We start from the raw sequence: 19,139 nt of genomic DNA on the forward strand, positions 1-19,139 counted from the left end.
CGCGGATTATAGCGACGGTTTCTCGGTAGTGCTATCCGAAAAATCTGAAATAGAGCTGCGAAGGAAGGTCGCTGCGAATTTTTCGGGAAGTAACGGGGGGCTGACGAGGTCACCCTGGATCAGTTCGCAGCCTGCCTGCGTCAGGAATGCTTGTTGCTCCCGGGTTTCAACACCGTCGGCAATGATGGTGAAGTGCATGCTGTGCCCCAGTGCAATGATGGCGTGTACGATCGCGGCATCATGGGTGTCGTCGGGGAGGCCGTGTACAAATGATGGGTCGATTTTCAACGTGTCCAGCGGCAAACGCTTGAGGTAGCTGAGGGACGAGTTTCCGGTGCCGAAGTTGTCGATGGACAGTTTTACGCCCAGCTGCTCGAGTCGATGCAGGGCTTCAAAAGCTTGTTCTGTCTGACCGGTGATGAAGGTTTCGGTGATCTTCAGCTTCAGGCTGTCGGGTTTGAGCTCGCAGGTTTCTAGCAGTTGCCGGATGTGCTCCATTAGCCCCGGTTGGTACAGTTGAGCGCTGGCGAGGTTGACTGAAATCGGTCCAAAGGGTTTGTACAGCTGATTCCATGAATGCAGTTGCTGGCATGCACGCTCGAGCATCCAGTCCCCAATTTGTATGATCATTCCGTTTTCTTCGGCCAGATGAATCAAGCGCTCGTGCGAGATTTCACCGAGTAGTGGGTGGTTCCAGTACAACAGTGCTTCAGCACCGGCCAGAGTGTGGTCGCGCAGACGGATTTTTGGCTGATATCGCAGTGACACCTGGCCGCGTTCAAGGGAGCGGCGCAGTTCTTGCCCCAGCAAAATCCGTGCACTGGCTTGGGAGTTCAGATCGTGGCTGTAGCGTTCTACACGGTTACGCCCTTTGAGTTTGGAGTGGTACATCGCGATATCGGCATTTTTGACGAGTGTAGCCACGTCGCTGCCATCATCCGGGTAGACGCTGGTGCCGATGCTGGCGCTGATAAATAGCTCGTGTTCGCCTGCGAGGAAGGGCGCGTTAAAACTGGCCAGCAATTTCTCGGCAACCATCTGTGCATCGTCCGGCTGTTTGAGGCCTGGCAGCAGGATGATGAATTCATCGCCGCCCAAGCGGGCAACCGTATCTATGTCGCGAAGTTGTTCTTTCAGGCGGATGGCGATGCATTTTAATAAAAGATCGCCTACCGGGTGGCCGAGGCTGTCATTGATGTTTTTGAAGCGATCAAGGTCCAGAAACAATACGGCGCTGTATTGGCCATTACGACGCTGATTGGCGAGCACCTGGCGCAGCCTGTTTTCGAACAGTAAACGGTTGGGCAGGTTGGTCAGTGGATCATGGTGTACCTGGTGATCAAGGCGTGCCTGGGCGTGTTTGAGGGTGGATATATCAGAGAAAACGGCGACAAAGTGGGTGACCAGATTATCGCTGTCGCGCACCGCGCTAATGGTCATCCAGTTGGGGTAGATTTCGCCATTTTTGCGTTTGTTGCTGATCTCCCCCTGCCAGTTGCCACCGGTCGAGAGCTGGTACCACATGGCAGTAAAGAATGCGCTGTCGTGTTGGCCGGAAGCCAGGATGCGCGGGGTGCGACCCAGGACTTCACTCTCGCTGTAACCGGTGATTTCGGTGAAAGCCCGGTTCACTGCGGTGATTTTTTGTTGGGGGTCGGTAAAAACGATGCCTTCTGCCGTGCTGTCAAATACGGTGGCCGTTTGCAGCAGTTTTTCCTGCATCTGGTGGCGTTCGGTGATATCGCGGGCGATGGTCAGTATGCAGTTTTCGGTTCCGATCATCAGTGGGCAACTGGATATTTCACAGAGCCGAATTCGTCCGTCCTTGTGGCGAATATTGCATTTGAAATCACGCACAAAGCCATCTTTCTCCAAACGTGTCAGCAGTTCGAGGCGTTGTTGCAGATCGGCCCACAGTTGCAGCTCCAGTGTCGAGTGAAGCAGGGCACTGGCACTGTCATAGCCGCTGAGGTGGCAAAACCCTTCATTTATCTCGATCAGCAGGCCATCGCTTTGTCGACTCAATACCAGGCCATCAGGGGATGCATGAAATGCCTTGGCAAATTTTTCCTCGGAGAGGCGCAAGGCCTCTTCGATCTGTTTGGTCTCGCTGATGTTGATCATCAGGCCGCGCAGTAGGGCCTGTTGATGGTGGGTTGTGATGCTGGCAATGTCGCGTAGCCACAGGATGTTGCCGTCAGCGGTAATCACGCGATAGTCAATGCTGTGGTCGTGGCCTGCACTGATTTCCCTGGCGCGACAGGCCTTGGTGCGGGCCAGGTCGTCGGGGTGCAAAATCTTGTTCCAGAACCCAGGGCTTACCCAGTCTGCGATCGGGTAGCCGAGCAAGGCTTCGGCCTGGGGCGAGACGTAGGTGTAGGTATCGCCATCCAGAGGCGCTTCCCATGCGATAGCTGAAAGACTTTCTATCATGCCCCTGTAGTGATATTCGCTGCTGCGCAGTTCCTGTTCGAGCGCCGTCCGCCGTGAGATTTCGGAGCTCAGGCGGCGGTTGATGCGGATGACCACGAGCAGAACGATGAGCAATAGTAGCGCGCCGGGAAGGACATACAGCAGCAAGGGTCGCCACAGTGCTCGATAGTCAGTGGTGTCGCCGGTCCAGTGCTGCTGAAGGCTTTCGGCTTCACTTGGGCTTATGTCGGCCAGTACTTTGTCGAGCAGTCCAAGCAAGACCGTCTGACTTTTCGGAACGGCCATGGCCAATTGAAAGCGATAAGGCGTTTCCCCGCTGACGTAGAGGCCATCGAGCTTGAGCTGACGCAAACTCCAGACGCTTGAAGCCAGATCGCCGACCATGGCGTCCACTTGGTCGGTGGCCAATGCTTGAAGCGCCGAGCTGACGTTGGGCAGTGCGACGATGTTCAGGTCAGGGTGTTGAGTGCGCAGCAGTTCGTGGGGGGCGTAGTTCTCGACTACGCCTACTCTGAGGCCATATAGCTCTTCAAGGTCTTTCGGGGCAGCGCCTCCCTTGTGGGCCAGGATGACGATGGGGAAGTCCAGGTACGAGCGGGTAAACGCAAGGCGTTTCTGGCGCTCAGGGGTCGACATGACGCCGGGCAGCCAGTCGATGCGCCCTTCTTTAGCCTGCTCTAATACTTCACCCCAGTTCGAGGCTTTAACCGGTTTGGTGGTGACCCCCAGCCGGTTTTTAATCAGGCGCACATAGTCGGCAGCCAAGCCGGTATAGACACCCTCATGGTTAAGGAACTCGAATGGCGGCCACGTGGTATCGATGCCGAGGAGCAGTTCAGGATGATTTTTAAGCCACTGCTGTTCTTCATCGGTGAACGTCAGGGCACAGGTGCCGGAGGTCCAGGCGACAAGCGACAGAAGCAGGATGGGCAGCAAGCGTGACATGCGCGTCCCTTCAGTGCGCTTGGATGCATGCAGTGTAGTCGGGCAATTGCGGGGGTGGGGGCAGGAGGTTTTTTAGCTATAAAGCAAAACCCCCGGCAGGGCCGGGGGTTTTGTTATCACTCGTCGAGGAAGGAGCGCAAATGCTCGCTTCTCGTCGGGTGGCGCAGCTTGCGCAGCGCCTTGGCTTCGATCTGACGAATACGCTCACGGGTAACGTCGAACTGCTTACCAACCTCCTCAAGGGTGTGGTCGGTATTCATGTCGATACCGAAACGCATGCGCAGTACTTTGGCTTCACGTGCCGTGAGGCCGCCGAGTACGTCGCGTGTCGCTTCTTTAAGGCTCTCAACGGTAGCAACATCGATTGGCGACTGCATGGTCGAGTCTTCGATGAAGTCACCCAGATGGGAGTCTTCGTCATCACCGATCGGGGTTTCCATGGAGATCGGCTCTTTAGCGATCTTCAATACCTTGCGGATTTTATCCTCAGGCATTTCCATGCGTTCGCCCAGCTCTTCCGGGGTCGGTTCGCGACCCATTTCCTGCAACATCTGGCGGGAAATACGGTTGAGCTTGTTGATCGTCTCGATCATGTGCACCGGAATACGGATGGTGCGGGCCTGGTCGGCGATCGAGCGAGTGATCGCCTGACGGATCCACCAGGTGGCATAAGTCGAGAATTTGTAGCCGCGGCGGTATTCAAACTTGTCTACCGCTTTCATCAAGCCGATGTTGCCTTCCTGGATCAGATCGAGGAACTGCAAGCCACGGTTGGTGTACTTCTTGGCGATGGAGATCACCAGACGCAAGTTGGCTTCAACCATCTCTTTCTTCGCGCGGCGGGCCTTGGCCTCACCGATCGACATGCGACGGTTGATGTCCTTGATCTCGGCAATCTTCAAGCCGGTCTCGGCTTCCAGAGCAGACAGCTTTTGCTGGCAACGGATGATGTCCGGTTGCAGGCGACCAATGGCTTCAGCGTATTTGCTTTTGCCTTTGGCCAGCGCATCGCTCCAGCTTTCGTCGACTTCGTTGCCCGGGAACAGGCGCAGGAAATCGGTACGCGGCATGCGTGCATCACGTACACACAGCTGCATGATGGCGCGCTCTTGTGCACGCAGACGCTCCAAGGCGCTGCGAACACGCTCAACCAGGCCTTCGAATTGCTTCGGGACCAGTTTGATCGGCATGAACAGCTCAGCCAGTGCAACCAGCTCGGCAATTGCCTGCTTGCTGCCACGACCGTGCTTTTTCAGTGCCTTGCGAGCGAGTTCCATCTGATCGGAAACAGCGCCAAAACGCTGAGCCGCGATGATCGGATCGGGGCCGCTTTCGACCTCTTCCTCTTCCTCGGCAGCTTCTTCCTTATCGTCCTCTTCGTCATCACCTTCGGCTTTCACCTTGGGATCGACAGGAGGCGGCACTTCGGCTGCGGGTGGTGCAATACCGTCGTCCGGGTCGATATAACCGCTCAGAACGTCGGACAGGCGACCACCTTCGGTGGTGACGCGAGTGTACTCGGAGAGAATATGGTCAACCGTGCCAGGGAAGTGCGCAATTGCGCCCATCACTTCACGGATGCCTTCTTCGATACGCTTGGCGATTTCGATTTCGCCTTCACGTGTCAGCAGTTCTACCGTGCCCATTTCACGCATATACATGCGCACTGGGTCGGTAGTACGACCAATGTCGGTCTCTACTGCCGCCAACGCTGCAGCCGCTTCTTCAGCCGCTGCTTCGTCGGTGTCGGCATCGGCCAACATAAGGGCGTCCGCATCCGGAGCACTCTCGTGTACGGGGATCCCCATGTCATTAATCATGCGGATGATGTCTTCCACTTGCTCCGGATCTGAAATATCTTCGGGCAGGTGGTCGTTGACCTCTGCGTAAGTCAGATACTTCTGCTCACGGCCGAGGGTGATCAACTCTTTGATACGAGACTGCTGTTGCGCTTTTCCGGACATAACACCCTATCCACTGAAGGTCTTGGCGGGCAAAAAACAAGCCGAGGATTATACCTTAGCTATGACCTCACGCGCCAGTTGAGGTCGGGTTCGATGCAGGATTATTGCGACTTAAAAGGTCGCGTAACTGATTTTTTTCCTCGGTACTTAGCTCGCCTTGACGTGCTTTTCGAAGAAGTTGCTCTAGATTTCGCTCGCGTTGACGAGCTGACAGGCTAGTTATGGTGTCAAAAAATTGTTGTTCAAGGTTGTCAGCATCAATTAGCCATTCCTTTTCCAGCAGTCTTTGCAGTAAACGGCCCTGTTCGGTGCCGTGCCAGCGGGACAGTAGCTGTATAGAGCTTAGCTTAGGATTTTTCTGTACGGCCTCTACCAGAGCAATCAATAGCTGATTATTAGTCTGGTCTTCAGCTGCAAAGTGCCCGGCATCTTCAACTTTCTTGGCCAGTTGTGGGTGGTGCAGCAAAGTCCGCAGAGCTGTCAGTGTAGGCGGTTCAACGCCCACGGGGATCCAGGCCTGCTCGCGTTCGCCGCCACGCTTGCCTTTTTTGTCCCAGGGTTTGTTTTCCCACTTTTTGCCGCCAGCGCCAGGCTTTTTCGGGGTCCATTCCTGTTGGGGGATGTACATGTCCGGTTGCTGGAAGTCGCTGTAGTCGGGCATCGCATCGTAATCAATGCCTGGGTCGTACGCGGGTTGTGCCTGGGCCTTGGCGGGCGCGCTTTGCGCCAGCTGGCTGACTGTTTCGCTGGTAAGGCCGGTGATTTCGCTCAGGCGCTGACGCATCAGGGTGCGCAGGTTGGCGCCCGGAACTTTGTCGATCAGCGGTGCGGCCAGCGTGGCCATATGGGCCTTGCCTTCAAGTGAACGCGGGTCGGCTTCTTCGGTCAGTTGCTGGAAGAAGTAATCGGCCAGCGGTTGTGCGTGCTGGTTGATGCGGGCCTTGAAGGCGTCGGTGCCTTCTGAGCGCACCAGGGTGTCTGGATCTTCGCCTTCAGGCAAAAACAGGAAGCGCGCGCGCCGTCCATCCTGCAGGCAGGGCAATGTGGCTTCGAGTGCGCGCCAGGCGGCATTGCGGCCTGCCTGGTCGCCGTCAAAGCAGAACAAGACACTGGGCACCACGCGAAACAGGCGTTTCATGTGCTCTTCGCTGGTGGCGGTGCCCAGTGTTGCGACGGCATTGCGCAAGCCTTGCTGGGCCAGGGCGATAACGTCCATATAGCCCTCGACCACGATGATTTCGTCGAGGCTACGATTGAATTTGCGCGCTTCGAACAGCCCGTACAGCTCCTGGCCTTTATGAAAGACCGGAGTTTCCGGGGAGTTCAGGTATTTGGGCTTGTCGTCACCCAGCACTCGACCACCAAAGGCGATGATGCGGCCGCGACTGTCGCGGATCGGAAACATCACGCGATCGCGAAAGCGGTCGTAGCGTTTGCCGGTCTCGGCGTTTTCCACCAGCAGGCCAGCATCGATCATGGCTTTTTGCTGAAGGGTGTCGCTGCTCAAGTGCTTGTACAGGTTGTCCCAGCCTGGCGGTGCGAAACCCAGGCCGAAATCGCGGGCGATCTCGCCGGTCAGGCCGCGGCCCTTCAGGTATTCCACGGCTGCTTTGCGTGCCGGATGGCTTTTTAAGGCCTGGCGGTAAAAGTCGGCTGCCGCAGTCAGAAGTGGGTACAGCGGAGAGTCGGTCGGTTGCCGTGGTTTATGTGGGCGACCGCTTTCTTCTCGAGGGATTTCCATGCCGGCGGCTTTGGCCAGTTCTTCGACAGCCTGGGGGAAGTCCAGGTTGTCGTGGTCCATGATGAAGCCGAGGGCGTTACCGCCTGCGCCGCAACCAAAGCAGTAATAGAACTGCTTGTCGGGGCTGACGCTGAAAGACGGAGTTTTTTCTTTATGGAAGGGGCAGCAGGCAGTGTAGTTCTTGCCGGCTTTCTTCATTTGCACGCGCGAGCTAACGACATCGACGATATCGGTACGGTTCAGAAGGTCGTCAATAAAGCTCTGGGGGATTAACCCGGCCATGGCGTTCTCGTCATCACTGCGCAGAATTGGGTCCGTCTAAAGGGCTTGGTCATCGTGCGTGCAGGCGAAAGCTCTGCTCGATCGTGGGACGTCTGCTCAATTATTTCGGGGAAGTGTATCTGTCGAAACCTGCTCAACTCATTTTAATCAGAGTCGATGGGATCGATAAGTGTCACGCTCTGAGTCCGGCGCTGACCAATGGTTGGTCTCGGATAGCTCATAAGCAGGCACTGGAGAGGTGCCTTGGGCTGATCGTCTTTAAGGAAAATCAGAGGGGTGTGCTCGTCGGTAGCCTTGGAAGGCTCGTCAGTAAAGACGTGCACCGCTGGCTATTAGGCCAGGTCTGACGTGATGTAACGCTTGTCGCGGTCGCATCTGCGGCCTTGACGATAAAGCATGTAACTTGCAACAACTGCCTACGGCCCGGCTTTAGGCCGGGCTTGGCAGAAGCGTGCAACGAACGTCTGTGTATTAGTACAGACGAACGGCGCGGCGCTGCTCGCGCTGAACTTTCTTCGCGTGACGCTTAACAGCAGCTGCTGCTTTGCGCTTACGCTCGGAAGTCGGCTTCTCGTAAAATTCGCGGCTGCGAACTTCAGCCAGAACACCGGCTTTTTCGCAGGAGCGCTTGAAACGACGCAGAGCTACGTCGAAGGGTTCGTTCTCTTTTACTTTGACGGCTGGCATCCAGAGCTACCTTCATTCATTACCGGGGTCAACGTCTCAAGGCAAAATCGCGTTGGAAGACGTCGGTTTTTAAGGGTTGCGGATGTTAACCCCTCATCGCCCGGAATGCAAAGCCTCTGATCGAAAACCGCTGGCCGGGGGCGGGAGTGGCGACTATTATGCGCGCCTTCGAATTTAGCCTCTACAAGGCGTAAACCCATGCTAGTACTGGGATTAGAAACCTCCTGCGACGAAACCGGCGTCGCGCTATACGACAGTGAACGCGGGCTTTTGGCCGATGCGCTGTTCAGTCAGATCGACCTGCACCGTGCTTATGGCGGTGTGGTTCCGGAGCTGGCTTCACGGGATCACGTAAAGCGAATGCTGCCCTTGATTCGTCAGGTGCTGGCCGAGGCCGACTGTGTGCCTACGGAGATTGATGCGATTGCCTACACGGCGGGCCCGGGATTGGTTGGAGCCCTGTTGGTTGGGGCTTCTTGCGCTCAGGCGTTGGCATTCGCCTGGGGCATACCGGCCCTTGGCGTGCATCACATGGAAGGCCATTTATTGGCCCCAATGTTGGAGGAGCAGCCTCCAGAATTCCCGTTCGTCGCTTTGTTGGTGTCGGGTGGTCATACGCAGCTGGTTCGCGTCGATGGTATCGGTCAATACGAGTTGTTGGGCGAGACTCTCGATGATGCTGCGGGCGAAGCGTTCGACAAGACCGCGAAGATGATGGGGCTCAACTATCCTGGCGGCCCTGAGATTGCGCGGTTGGCGGCTCAGGGGGTTGCAGGGCGTTTTGTGTTCCCCAAGCCCATGACCGATCGTCCGGGGCTGCAGTTCAGCTTCAGCGGCCTTAAAACCTTCGCCTTGAACACATGGCAGCGTTGTGTGGCGGCCGGAGACGATACTGAGCAAACCCGTTGCGATATCTCGCTGGCGTTCCAGCAGGCCGTGGTTGAGACGTTGACCATCAAGTGCAAGCGCGCGCTGAAGCATGCAGGCATGAAGCGTCTGGTGATTGCAGGCGGGGTCAGTGCGAATAAGGCTTTACGCGTATCGCTCGAAAAAATGCTGGGCGATATGAATGGCAATGTTTACTACGCCCGACCGGAGTTTTGTACCGACAATGGCGCGATGATTGCGTTTGCCGGTTGCCAGCGTTTGCAGGCAGGCCAGCATGAAAGCTTGGCCATCAGTGTTCAGGCGCGCTGGCCAATGGAGCAATTGAAGCCCCTGTGAAAGCAGGGGCTGGGTCGAGCGTGAAGATTTTTCATACGGTTGATTCAGAAATGCCGTTCGCGCCCAGCCATCAGGTCGCGTAAATTGCCGCGGTGGCGCCAGACAATCAGTGCGGTCAAGGCGCTCATTGGCAGCAGGGCAGCGGGCTCTTGCCAGGCCAGTAATGGCAGGGTCAGGGGTGTGGCGATCAGTGCCGCCAGAGAGCTGGTGCGGGTCAGCTGGAAGGTCAGTAGCCACGCGGCGACAGCCAGCAGTGCTGCTGGAGGGTAAAGCCCCAGCAGCATGCCGGCAGCCGTGGCGACACCCTTGCCGCCCCGAAAGCGAAAGTAGATGGGGTACATGTGCCCTACCACGGCGCAGACGCCAACCCAGGCCTGATCCTGGAGCGAAAAATCGAGTTGGTCGGCCAGCAGGACGGTTAAAAACCCCTTGCACAGGTCGCCGAGCAAGGTCAGGGCGGCAAGTTTTTTGCCGGTCAGGCGCAACATGTTGGTTGCACCCGCATTGCCCGAGCCACTCATTCGCGGATCGGGGTTTCCCGTCAGGCGGCTGAGCAAAATGGCAAAGGACAGAGAGCCGAGCAGGTAGGCGAGGATCGCCAGTAACCAAAACATGCTAACTATTCCGGGCGAGGACGCCCTGATTCTAACGGCGCATTGCGCCCTTGTCGTGCTGCGGAGAAGAGTGCTTGGACAGAGTGTTTATCGAAGGCCTGGAAGTTGACACCGTGATTGGTGCCTATGACTGGGAGCGTGGCATCCGTCAGTGCCTGCGCCTGGATCTGAGTTTCGCGTGGGATAACCGGCCGGCTGCGGCTGGTGATGATCTGACGCTGGCACTGGATTATGCGAGTGTTTCGTCGCGAATTCAGGCGTTTGCCGAGCAGGCTCAATTCCAGCTGGTCGAAACTTTCGCAGAGCGTCTGGCGCAAGTGCTGATGAGTGAGTTCAATATTCCCTGGCTGCACCTCAAACTGACCAAGCCCGGAGCCGTTGCAGCGGCCACTGGGGTGGGCGTGGAGATTGAGCGCGGATGTCGCTAACTCAGGTTTATCTCGGGCTGGGCAGCAATGTCGAGCGCGAAAAGCATTTGCTGGCGGGGCTGGACGCATTGACCGGTTTTTTGCGGGATATGCGTTGCTCGGCAGTGTTTGAAAGTCAGCCGGTGGGGATCAAAAGCGGGCCTTTTTTCAATCTGGTCGTGTCGGCGAAAACCGATTTGTCGCTGATTGATTTAAGCCGACGATTGAAGCTGATCGAGGCGGATAACGGGCGTTATGCTCAGGATCGCAAGGGCTTGCCTCTGGATATCGACGTGTTGTTCTACGGCGATCTGGTGGGAAATTTTGACGGGTTGACCTTGCCCCGTGCCGAGATTCTCAAGAACGCTTTTGTGTTGTGGCCGCTGTCGTTGATAGCGCCCGACAAAGTGCATCCAGGTGTGGGTAAGACCCTTTCTCAAATGTGGGCAGAGGCGCAGATTGATCAAGTGCTCGCGCCTGCCGCGTTTGAGTGGCGGGGTGAGCAGTTGACGCCGGTAGAGCTGCTTTTACCTTTGTAGATACTCTGTTCCAGGTCAAGCTCCCACGTTTGAAGTATCTCTGTAGCCGCTGCCGCAGGCTGCGATGGGCAGCACAGCGGCCCTTTCTTGAAGGTCCTGCGGCGCATCGCAGCCTGCGGCAGAGGCTACACAAGCTCGGTATCAGGCTTTTCCGCATCCTTGTAGGCTTGCAGTGCCTTGAGCCGTTCGCGCTTCAGCGCTTCGCCCAGTTCCGGACCTTTGTAGCCTTGCTCCAGCAATGGTTGCACCGCCACTGCCTGGGCGGCCTTCGCCGCGCCGCGCAAGTAGTCGGCTTGCGGATATGGGCGGCTTTCCAGTCCAAGGCGGCCTTTGGCGTCCATCTCGCACGCGACGATAAATTCCTCGAACCGCTGTGGTCTACGGTACACGTCAAAGCGCTGCAGTAACTCCAGTAGCGTCGAAGCCTTGAGTTCAAGGGCGCGATGACCGTGGGTGTGATATTCGCTCACCAGCAATGCCAGCTCCTGGCAATCTCGCGGAACCTTGTAGCGATCATTGACGACTTTGATCAGACGCAGCCCTTTGTGCTCGTGGGCAATGTGTCTTGGCCAGTCTTTTTCCGGAGTAAGCCCCTTGCCCAGATCGTGCAGAAGGCAGGCCCAGCGAACAGTTAGCGGCTGCTTGTGCAGCGCGGACTGTTCCAGCACGCTCAGAGTGTGTACGCCGCTGTCGATTTCCGGGTGATGGAGCGGCGGTTGTGGCACTCCAAACAGAGCGTTCACCTCGGGCAGCAGCACTTCAAGCGCGTCGCAACTGCGCAGCACTTCAATAAAAACCTGTGGCTGATCCTCCATCAAGGCGCGGGATATTTCCTTCCAGCAGCGCTCCGCAGTCAGGGCTTGCAGTTCGCCAGACCTGGATAGTTGGCGCATCAACTCCAGGGTTTCGGGCGCGATTGTGAAACCGAGGCTGGCGTAGCGCGCTGCAAAGCGGGCAACCCGCAGAACTCTGAGAGGATCTTCGGCGAATGCGGGGGAAACGTGGCGCAGAATTCGGGCTTCAAGATCGCGTTGGCCGTGGTACGGGTCCGTCACATTGCCTGCATCGTCCTCCGCCATCGCATTGATGGTCAGGTCGCGGCGAATCAGGTCGTCCTCGAGGGTGACATCGGGGCTGGCATGAAAGATAAAACCGCCATAGCCATGACCGCTTTTGCGCTCGGTGCGTGCCAGCGCATATTCGTCGCCGGTTTTGGGGTGTAGAAATACCGGGAAATCCGAGCCTACAGGGCGATACCCCAAGGCCTGCATCTGTTCGGCAGTTGCGCCGACCACCACCCAGTCAATATCGGTGACGGGCTTGCCCAGCAGGCGATCACGTACGGCGCCGCCAACTTTATAGATCTGCATAAAAAAGCCTCCGTTAGCGCGACAGGATAACCCTTGTGTCGCGTGAACGGAGGCTTGGGTGTGTTACAGGTGGATGGCGCCCATATCCAGGCGCCCGCGGTCAGAATCACCGTGATCGCCTTTTGGCGGCACATGGTGGACTTTCATTATCTGGTCGCCTTGCAGTGTCTCGAGATGGATGTCGAACCCCCACAAACGGTGCAGGTGCTTGAGGACTTCGTCGGTTGAGTCGCCTAGCGGTTTACGGTCATGTTGCTGATGGCGCAGGGTCAGTGAGCGGTCGCCACGCCGGTCGATGCTCCAGATTTGTATGTTGGGTTCACGATTACCCAGGTTGTACTGCGCGGCCAGGGTTTCACGAATGATGCGGTAGCCGTTTTCGTCGTGAATGGCAGGCACCAGCAAGTCGTCTTTTTGATCGTCGTCCATGATGCTGAACAGCTTCAGGTCGCGGATCACTTTGGGTGACAGGTATTGCAGGATAAAACTCTCGTCCTTGAAGCTGCTCATGGCGAATTTGATACTCGATAGCCAGTCGCTGCCAGCCAGGTCCGGGAACCAGTAACGATCCTCGTCGGTAGGGTGCTCGCACATGCGCCGGATATCGCAATACATCGCAAAACCCAGCGCGTAGGGGTTGATGCCGCTGTAGTAAGGGCTGTCAAAGCCGGGCTGGAACACCACACTGGTGTGTGAAATGAGGAATTCCATGATAAAGCCCTCGGTCACCAGGCCTTCGTCGTAGAGGTCGTTCATCAAGGTGTAGTGCCAGAAAGTTGCCCACCCCTCGTTCATCACTTGTGTTTGCCGTTGTGGGTAAAAGTACTGGGCTATCTTGCGCACGATACGCACGACTTCGCGCTGCCAGGGCTCCAGCAGTGGTGCGTGTTTTTCGATGAAGTAGAGGATGTTCTCCTGAGGCTCGTCGGGGAAGCGCGCGTTGTCCTTTTCGCTGAATTTGTCCGCGCTTTTAGGGATGGTGCGCCACAGATCATTAATCTGTTTTTGCAGATGCTCTTCCCGTTCCTTTTGCCGACGGCGTTCTTCTTCGGCTGAAATCGGATCGGGCCGTTTGTAACGATCTACGCCGTAGTTCATCAGGGCATGGCAAGAGTCGAGCAAGTCTTCGACCGCGTCGATGCCGTGGCGCTCTTCGCATTGCATGATGTACTGCTTGGCAAACACCAGGTAATCGATGATCGAGCTGGCGTCGGTCCAGGTGCGGAACAGGTAATTGCCCTTGAAGAAGCTGTTATGGCCATAGCAGGCATGGGCCACCACCAGTGCTTGCATGCAAATGGTGTTTTCTTCCATCAGATACGCAATGCACGGGTCAGAGTTGATGACGATTTCGTAGGCCAGCCCCATCTGGCCGCGACTGTAGGACTTCTCGGTGCTCAAGAAGTGTTTGCCGTAGGACCAATGGTGATAGCCCAGCGGCATGCCCACAGAGGCGTAGGCATCCATCATCTGTTCGGCGGTAATGACTTCGATCTGGTTGGGGTAGGTGTCCAGTGCATAGCGTTCCGCCAGGCGGCCGATTTCACGGTCGTAAGCCTGGATCAGTTCAAAGGTCCACTCTGAGCCCGTGGAGATGGGATGGCGTTTATTCTCTTTGGCGGTCATGTCACTAACCTGCGCTGGAAGAGTTCACGGAAGACCGGGTAAATATCGCCGGCCGAGACCAGTTGCTGTTGGGCGAAGGTGTCGGAAAACACCTCGCTGATACGTTCGTACTCGTACCAGAGGGCCTGATGTTCGCGCGGGGTTATCTCTACATAAGTGTAGTACTGCACGAATGGCATGATCTGGTTGATCAGTATGTCGCGGCAAATGGGTGAGTCGTCGTTCCAGTTATCCCCGTCAGAAGCTTGCGCTGCGTAAATATTCCACTCGTTGGTAGGGTAGCGTTCGGCCATGATCTCCTGCATCAGCTTGAGTGCGCTTGAGACGATGGTGCCGCCAGTTTCTCTGGAGTAGAAAAACTCCTCCTCATCGACCTCGCGCGCACTGGTGTGATGGCGAATAAACACAACTTCAATCTTGTCGTAGTTCCGTTTCAGGAACAGGTACAGCAAGATGAAAAAGCGTTTGGCGATGTCTTTTGTGGCTTGGGTCATGGAGCCTGAAACGTCCATCAGGCAGAACATGACGGCTTTTGAGCTGGGATTGGGCTGCTTGACCAGCAAGTTGTACTTCAGGTCAAAAGTATCGAGAAATGGTATGCGGTGAATACGCGCGCTGAGCTTCTCGATTTCTGCTTCGATTTCTTTAATATCGCCGAAATTGTCTGGCTCATCGCGTTTTAGCCGTTCCAGTTCGGCTTTGGCTTCCCTGAGTTTTGCCCGGCTGCTGCCGGACAAGGCAATGCGCCGCGCGTGAGCTGAGCGCAAGGTGCGGATGATATTGATGCGAGACGGGTTGCCTTCGTTGCTGATACCGGCGCGTACAGTTTTGTAAGTGTCGGTACCGGTCAGGTTGCGTTTGACCAGGTTGGGCAACTCGAGGTCTTCGAACATGAATTCGAGGAACTCTTCCTGGGTGATCTGGAATACGAACTCGTCCATGCCTTCGCCGGAATTGCCCGCCTTGCCAGGACCACCACCACCTCCCGCTCCGCCTTGAGGTCGGGGGATGTGCTCACCGCTGGTGAATTCCTTGTTGCCAGGGTGAACCACTGTCTGTTTGCCACCGCGCCCATGGTGCAACACCGGCTCGTCGATATCGCGGCCAGGGATGCTGATTTGCTCGCCATGCTCCATGTCAGTAATGGAACGGCGGCCCACGGCCTCTTCTACGGCCTTCTTGATGTGGTCACGGTAGCGCCGCAGAAAACGCTGACGGTTTACCGTGCTCTTGTTTTTGCCATTGAGGCGTCGGTCGATCACATAGCTCATGGAGCCCTCCGGGCAGCTTCAAGTTGTGAGCTGCAAGCTGCAAGAAAAAGCACGCACACGGGCTCTTCTTGCAGCTGCCGCTGGTGGCTTACAGCTGCCTTACTGCGACTTACGGACTCGCAGGTACCACTCGGAGAGCAGTCGTACTTGTTTGTCGGTGTAGCCGCGTTCGACCATTCGAGTGACAAAGTCGTTGTGTTTCTGTTGGTCTTCCTTGCTCGCTTTGGCGTTGAAGCTGATAACCGGCAGCAGGTCCTCGGTGTTGGAGAACATTTTTTTCTCGATGACTACGCGCAGCTTTTCGTAGCTGAGCCAGGTCGGATTTTTGCCGTTATTGTTGGCACGGGCACGCAGTACGAAGTTGACGATTTCGTTGCGGAAATCCTTCGGATTGCTGATGCCTGCCGGTTTTTCGATTTTCTCCAGTTCTTCGTTGAGCGCCACGCGGTTGAGGATTTCGCCGGTTTCCGGGTCACGGTATTCCTGGTCCTGAATCCAGAAGTCAGCGTAAAGCACATAACGATCGAAGATGTTTTGCCCGTACTCGCTGTAGGACTCCAGGTAAGCGGTCTGGATTTCCTTGCCGATAAACTCGATGTAGCGCGGCGCCAGGTATTCTTTGAGGAAACGCAGGTAACGCTCGCGGGTTTCGGGCTGGAACTGCTCCTGTTCGATCTGTTGTTCGAGCACGTAGAGCAGGTGAACCGGGTTGGCGGCAATTTCGTGCGGGTCGAAGTTGAATACCTTGGACAGGATCTTGAACGCGAAGCGGGTCGAAAGGCCGTTCATGCCTTCGTCGACGCCTGCGTTGTCGCGGTACTCCTGGATGGACTTGGCTTTGGGATCGGTGTCCTTGAGGTTCTCGCCGTCATAGACCCGCATTTTGGAGTAGATGTTGGAGTTTTCCGGCTCTTTGAGGCGTGAGAGTACGGTGAACTGGGCCAGCATTTTCAGGGTGTCAGGTGCGCAATGGGCTTTGGCCAGTGAGCTGTTGAACAGCAGTTTGTCGTAGATTTTTACTTCGTCACTGACACGCAGGCAGTACGGCACTTTGACGATGTAGATCCGGTCGATAAACGCTTCGTTGTTTTTGTTGTTGCGGAAGGTGTGCCACTCCGACTCGTTGGAGTGGGCCAGCAGGATGCCCGTAAACGGAATCGCGCCCAGGCCTTCGGTACTGTTGTAGTTGCCCTCCTGGGTGGCGGTCAGCAGTGGGTGCAGCACCTTGATCGGTGCCTTGAACATCTCCACGAACTCCATCAGGCCCTGGTTGGATCGGCACAGTGCGCCGGAATAGCTGTAGGCGTCTGCGTCGTTTTGCGGGAATTCTTCGAGCTTGCGGATATCGACCTTGCCCACCAGTGCCGAAATATCCTGGTTGTTCTCATCGCCTGGTTCAGTCTTGGCCACTGCGATCTGGTTGAGGATCGAAGGGTAGAGCTTGACCACGCGGAACTGACTGATATCGCCACCGAACTCGGCCAGACGCTTGGTGGCCCACGGCGACATGATGGTGCTCAGGTAGCGTTTCGGAATGCCGAAGTCTTCTTCGAGGATTGCGCCATCTTCGGTGGCGTTGAACAGGCCCAAAGGCGACTCAAAGACCGGTGAGCCCTTGATTGCGTAGAAAGGGACTTTTTCAATCAGTTGTTTCAGCTTTTCGGCAAGCGATGACTTGCCGCCCCCGACCGGGCCCAGCAGGTAGAGGATTTGTTTCTTTTCTTCCAGACCCTGCGCGGCATGGCGGAAGTAGGAAACGATCTGGTCGATGCATTCTTCCATTCCGTGGAAGTCTTCAAAGGCCGGATAGCGGCGAATCACTTTGTTGGAGAAGATTCGCGACAAGCGAGAGTTGTTGGAGGTGTCCAGCAGTTCCGGTTCACCAATGGCCAGCAGTAGCCTTTCAGCGGCAGAGGCATAAGTGCTTTTGTCTTGCTTGCACAGCTCAAGATACTCCTGGAGCGTGAGCTCTTCCTGGCGTGTGGATTCAAAGCGTTGTTGGAAGTGGCTAAAAATACTCATGACGTCACCTCGCTCGATACGTGGAGTCGGCGATAGACCGGTCAGTTCGAGTGCTGGCATGCAGCAGCATTTCAGCTGCTGTGTACCCCCCAGGACACCATCAAGGTGGCTAAGCCCTTGAAGTTACTACCGATGATCCATTCGCCGGTGTACCGGCTCTCCCCAGATTTGGATGGCCTGAGGTAAAGGATAGTTGGTAATCCGCAAGGTCAAGGCGCGATGCATGAATTGTTGCGTTTGACCGTTGGTCAGGAAGGGCGCCAGCCCACTGATCACGGGGGCTGGCGTAAATAAAAATATTATTCGTTTGTGCTTTGAGCGGTTTCGGCTGGATAGGTTGTACGCCACAACTCGAAGCCGCCATCCAGGCTGTAGACCTCGCTAAAACCCTGGCTTACCAAATACGCTGCGGCGCTTTGACTGGAGTTGCCGTGGTAGCAGGCGACGATCAGTGGTGCGTCGAGGTCGGCGTTGGTGATGAAGTCGTGCAGCGAGTGGTTGTCCAGGTGCTTCGCGCCGCTGATATGGCTGGCTGCGAAGGCTTGCGGGTCGCGTACATCAACCACTACGGCGCCTTGCTCGCGCAAGGCCTGGGCCTGCTCTGGCGGGATACGTTTGAATTCGGTCATGGGAAGTTCCTGTGGCCTGACAGCGGGCGCGGTTAGCCGGCGCCCAAGGGTTGGGAAGGTTGGGCTGATTGCGGGACGATGGAGGGTGCGGCAATGCCAGGGCCGTCGCAGTCGCAACTCAGGCGTTGGCCGGTGTCGACATTGAGCAGAGTCATGGCTCCACCCCAAACACAGCCTGTGTCGAGTGCGAAAATGCCGGGCTCCTTGCAGTTGCCTTCCAGCGCCGCCCAATGCCCGAAGATGATCTTGAGGCCTTGGGTTTTGCGTTCTTTATAGCTGAACCACGGTGCATAGCCGGGCGGGGCGCTGCCGAGGCCTTCTTTGCTTTTGAGGTCGAGCTTGCCTTCGCGGGTACAAAAACGCATCCGGGTGAAGTAGTTGGTAATAACCCGCAGACGGGTGACGCCGGTGAGGTCGCTGTCCCACTTGGCCGGGTCATTACCGTACATGCCATCGAGATACGGCCTGATGAGATCGTCATTGCGCAGGGCCTGCTCGACTTCGCTGGCGCACTTGAGGGCTTTTTTCAGCGTCCATTGCGGCGGAATCCCGGCATGCACCAGTGCGATGTTGCGCTCACTGTCGTGGTGCAGCAGCGGTTGCTGGCGTAGCCAGTCCAGCAACTCATCGCGATCGGGTGCTTCGAGGATTTCGCGCAGTGTGTCGCCTTTTTTCAGGCGCTCGATGTTATAGCCCACAGCCAGCAGGTGCAGGTCATGGTTGCCCAGTACGCATACCAGTGATTCACGCATGCGGTATAGAAACCGCAGGGTTTCCAGCGATTGCGGGCCACGGTTGACCAGATCACCTACCAGCCAGAGCTTGTCTTTACCCGGGTCGAACGCTACGCGCTCCAGCAGGCGCTTGAGTGGCTGCAGGCAGCCCTGCAGGTCGCCAACGGCATATACCGTCATCAGTGCAGGGCTCCGGGCACCGCAAGGCGGAAGGGCGCAATGATGGCTTTGAATTCATGACCGTCGTCGGCATGCATCAGGTAGCTGCCTTGCATGGTGCCGACCTTGGTCATGATCACCGAGCCACTGCTGTAGGTGTGTTCGCTACCGGGGTCGATTTTCGGTTGTTGTCCGACAACGCCAGCGCCGCGGACTTCTTCGACATGGCCATCGCCGTCGGTTATCACCCAGTGCCGGGACAACAGCTTCGCGGGTACTGAGCCGTTGTTGCGCACCGTGATGGTGTAAGCAAAGGCAAAACGCTGATGTTCGGGCTGTGATTGTTCTGGCAGGTAACGCGTGACGACGCTGACGTCGACCAGATAGCGGGGATCGGGCATGCGAAAGGCCTTACTTGAAAGCGGAGACACAGTTCGGGATAAAACTGATGCCTGAGTCTAGGCCAAACAACGGGTACTAGGCCAGACGTGG

The 19,139-nt window shown here is 56.6% G+C and carries 15 protein-coding genes; 3 read left to right on the plus strand and 12 right to left on the minus strand.

The genetic code is table 11. The features are described 5' to 3' along the window. Positions 1–6: 6 nt before the first annotated feature. The 4 genes from N7D90_RS02100 to rpsU all read right to left on the minus strand — a co-directional run bounded on the left by N7D90_RS02100 (position 7) and on the right by rpsU (position 8,052). Positions 7–3,378 carry a bifunctional diguanylate cyclase/phosphodiesterase gene (locus N7D90_RS02100; RefSeq protein WP_261740686.1) on the minus strand — a complete coding sequence of 1,124 codons (3,372 nt, stop codon included), beginning with the start codon at positions 3,376–3,378 and terminating at the stop codon, positions 7–9. A 116-nt stretch (positions 3,379–3,494) separates the two neighbouring features. Continuing rightward, positions 3,495–5,342 (minus strand): RNA polymerase sigma factor RpoD, encoded by a 1,848-nt coding sequence (rpoD, locus tag N7D90_RS02105; RefSeq protein ID WP_261740687.1) that lies wholly within the window; start codon positions 5,340–5,342, stop codon positions 3,495–3,497. Positions 5,343–5,409: 67 nt separating this feature from the next. After that, a complete protein-coding gene (gene dnaG, locus N7D90_RS02110; RefSeq protein WP_261740688.1) occupies positions 5,410–7,365 on the minus strand; it encodes a DNA primase in 1,956 nt (651 codons plus the stop codon). A 471-nt stretch (positions 7,366–7,836) separates the two neighbouring features. Next, positions 7,837–8,052: a 30S ribosomal protein S21 gene (gene rpsU, locus N7D90_RS02115; protein ID WP_002551877.1), complete on the minus strand. Its 216-nt coding sequence runs from the start codon at positions 8,050–8,052 to the stop codon at positions 7,837–7,839. Between the two features lie 198 nt (positions 8,053–8,250). Between rpsU and tsaD the strand changes: the two genes are divergently transcribed. Continuing rightward, positions 8,251–9,276: a tRNA (adenosine(37)-N6)-threonylcarbamoyltransferase complex transferase subunit TsaD gene (gene tsaD, locus N7D90_RS02120; RefSeq protein ID WP_261740689.1), complete on the plus strand. Its 1,026-nt coding sequence runs from the start codon at positions 8,251–8,253 to the stop codon at positions 9,274–9,276. A gap of 44 nt (positions 9,277–9,320) precedes the next feature. On the opposite strand, the gene plsY is transcribed toward tsaD, so the two are convergent. Further along, complete coding sequence (plsY, locus tag N7D90_RS02125; RefSeq protein WP_261740690.1) at positions 9,321–9,890, minus strand: glycerol-3-phosphate 1-O-acyltransferase PlsY; 570 nt, start codon at positions 9,888–9,890, stop codon at positions 9,321–9,323. A 74-nt stretch (positions 9,891–9,964) separates the two neighbouring features. Between plsY and folB the strand changes: the two genes are divergently transcribed. Both folB and folK read left to right on the plus strand, forming a co-directional pair. Further along, positions 9,965–10,318 (plus strand): dihydroneopterin aldolase, encoded by a 354-nt coding sequence (gene folB, locus N7D90_RS02130; protein WP_261740691.1) that lies wholly within the window; start codon positions 9,965–9,967, stop codon positions 10,316–10,318. After that, positions 10,309–10,836, plus strand: a complete 528-nt coding sequence (gene folK / locus N7D90_RS02135) for a 2-amino-4-hydroxy-6-hydroxymethyldihydropteridine diphosphokinase (RefSeq protein WP_261740692.1) — start codon at positions 10,309–10,311, stop codon at positions 10,834–10,836. Before folB ends, folK begins: the two co-directional genes overlap by 10 nt. A gap of 125 nt (positions 10,837–10,961) precedes the next feature. Here folK and N7D90_RS02140 read toward each other — a convergent pair whose 3' ends face one another. The 7 genes from N7D90_RS02140 to apaG all read right to left on the minus strand — a co-directional run bounded on the left by N7D90_RS02140 (position 10,962) and on the right by apaG (position 19,048). After that, positions 10,962–12,206: a multifunctional CCA addition/repair protein gene (locus N7D90_RS02140; protein ID WP_261740693.1), complete on the minus strand. Its 1,245-nt coding sequence runs from the start codon at positions 12,204–12,206 to the stop codon at positions 10,962–10,964. 63 nt (positions 12,207–12,269) lie between these two features. After that, the gene (locus N7D90_RS02145; RefSeq protein WP_261740694.1) at positions 12,270–13,832 is read right to left on the minus strand and encodes a SpoVR family protein; all 1,563 of its coding nucleotides are present in this window, start codon (positions 13,830–13,832) and stop codon (positions 12,270–12,272) included. Continuing rightward, entirely contained in the window at positions 13,829–15,103 is a 1,275-nt protein-coding gene (locus N7D90_RS02150) for a YeaH/YhbH family protein (RefSeq protein ID WP_261740695.1), read from the minus strand. The genes N7D90_RS02145 and N7D90_RS02150 overlap by 4 nt, the downstream gene beginning before the upstream one ends. A gap of 99 nt (positions 15,104–15,202) precedes the next feature. Next, positions 15,203–17,125 (minus strand): PrkA family serine protein kinase, encoded by a 1,923-nt coding sequence (locus N7D90_RS02155; protein ID WP_261740696.1) that lies wholly within the window; start codon positions 17,123–17,125, stop codon positions 15,203–15,205. 299 nt (positions 17,126–17,424) lie between these two features. Further along, on the minus strand, positions 17,425–17,754 hold the full coding sequence (gene glpE / locus N7D90_RS02160) for a thiosulfate sulfurtransferase GlpE (protein WP_261740697.1): 330 nt from the start codon (positions 17,752–17,754) through the stop codon (positions 17,425–17,427). 32 nt (positions 17,755–17,786) lie between these two features. Continuing rightward, positions 17,787–18,668 carry a symmetrical bis(5'-nucleosyl)-tetraphosphatase gene (locus tag N7D90_RS02165; RefSeq protein ID WP_261740698.1) on the minus strand — a complete coding sequence of 294 codons (882 nt, stop codon included), beginning with the start codon at positions 18,666–18,668 and terminating at the stop codon, positions 17,787–17,789. Beyond that, positions 18,668–19,048, minus strand: a complete 381-nt coding sequence (gene apaG / locus N7D90_RS02170; RefSeq protein ID WP_261740699.1) for a Co2+/Mg2+ efflux protein ApaG — start codon at positions 19,046–19,048, stop codon at positions 18,668–18,670. Before apaG ends, N7D90_RS02165 begins: the two co-directional genes overlap by 1 nt. Positions 19,049–19,139 lie beyond the last annotated feature (91 nt).

This window comes from Pseudomonas fragi (assembly GCF_025426255.1).
In the GTDB taxonomy this organism is placed as follows: Bacteria; Pseudomonadota; Gammaproteobacteria; order Pseudomonadales; family Pseudomonadaceae; genus Aquipseudomonas; species Aquipseudomonas kulmbachensis.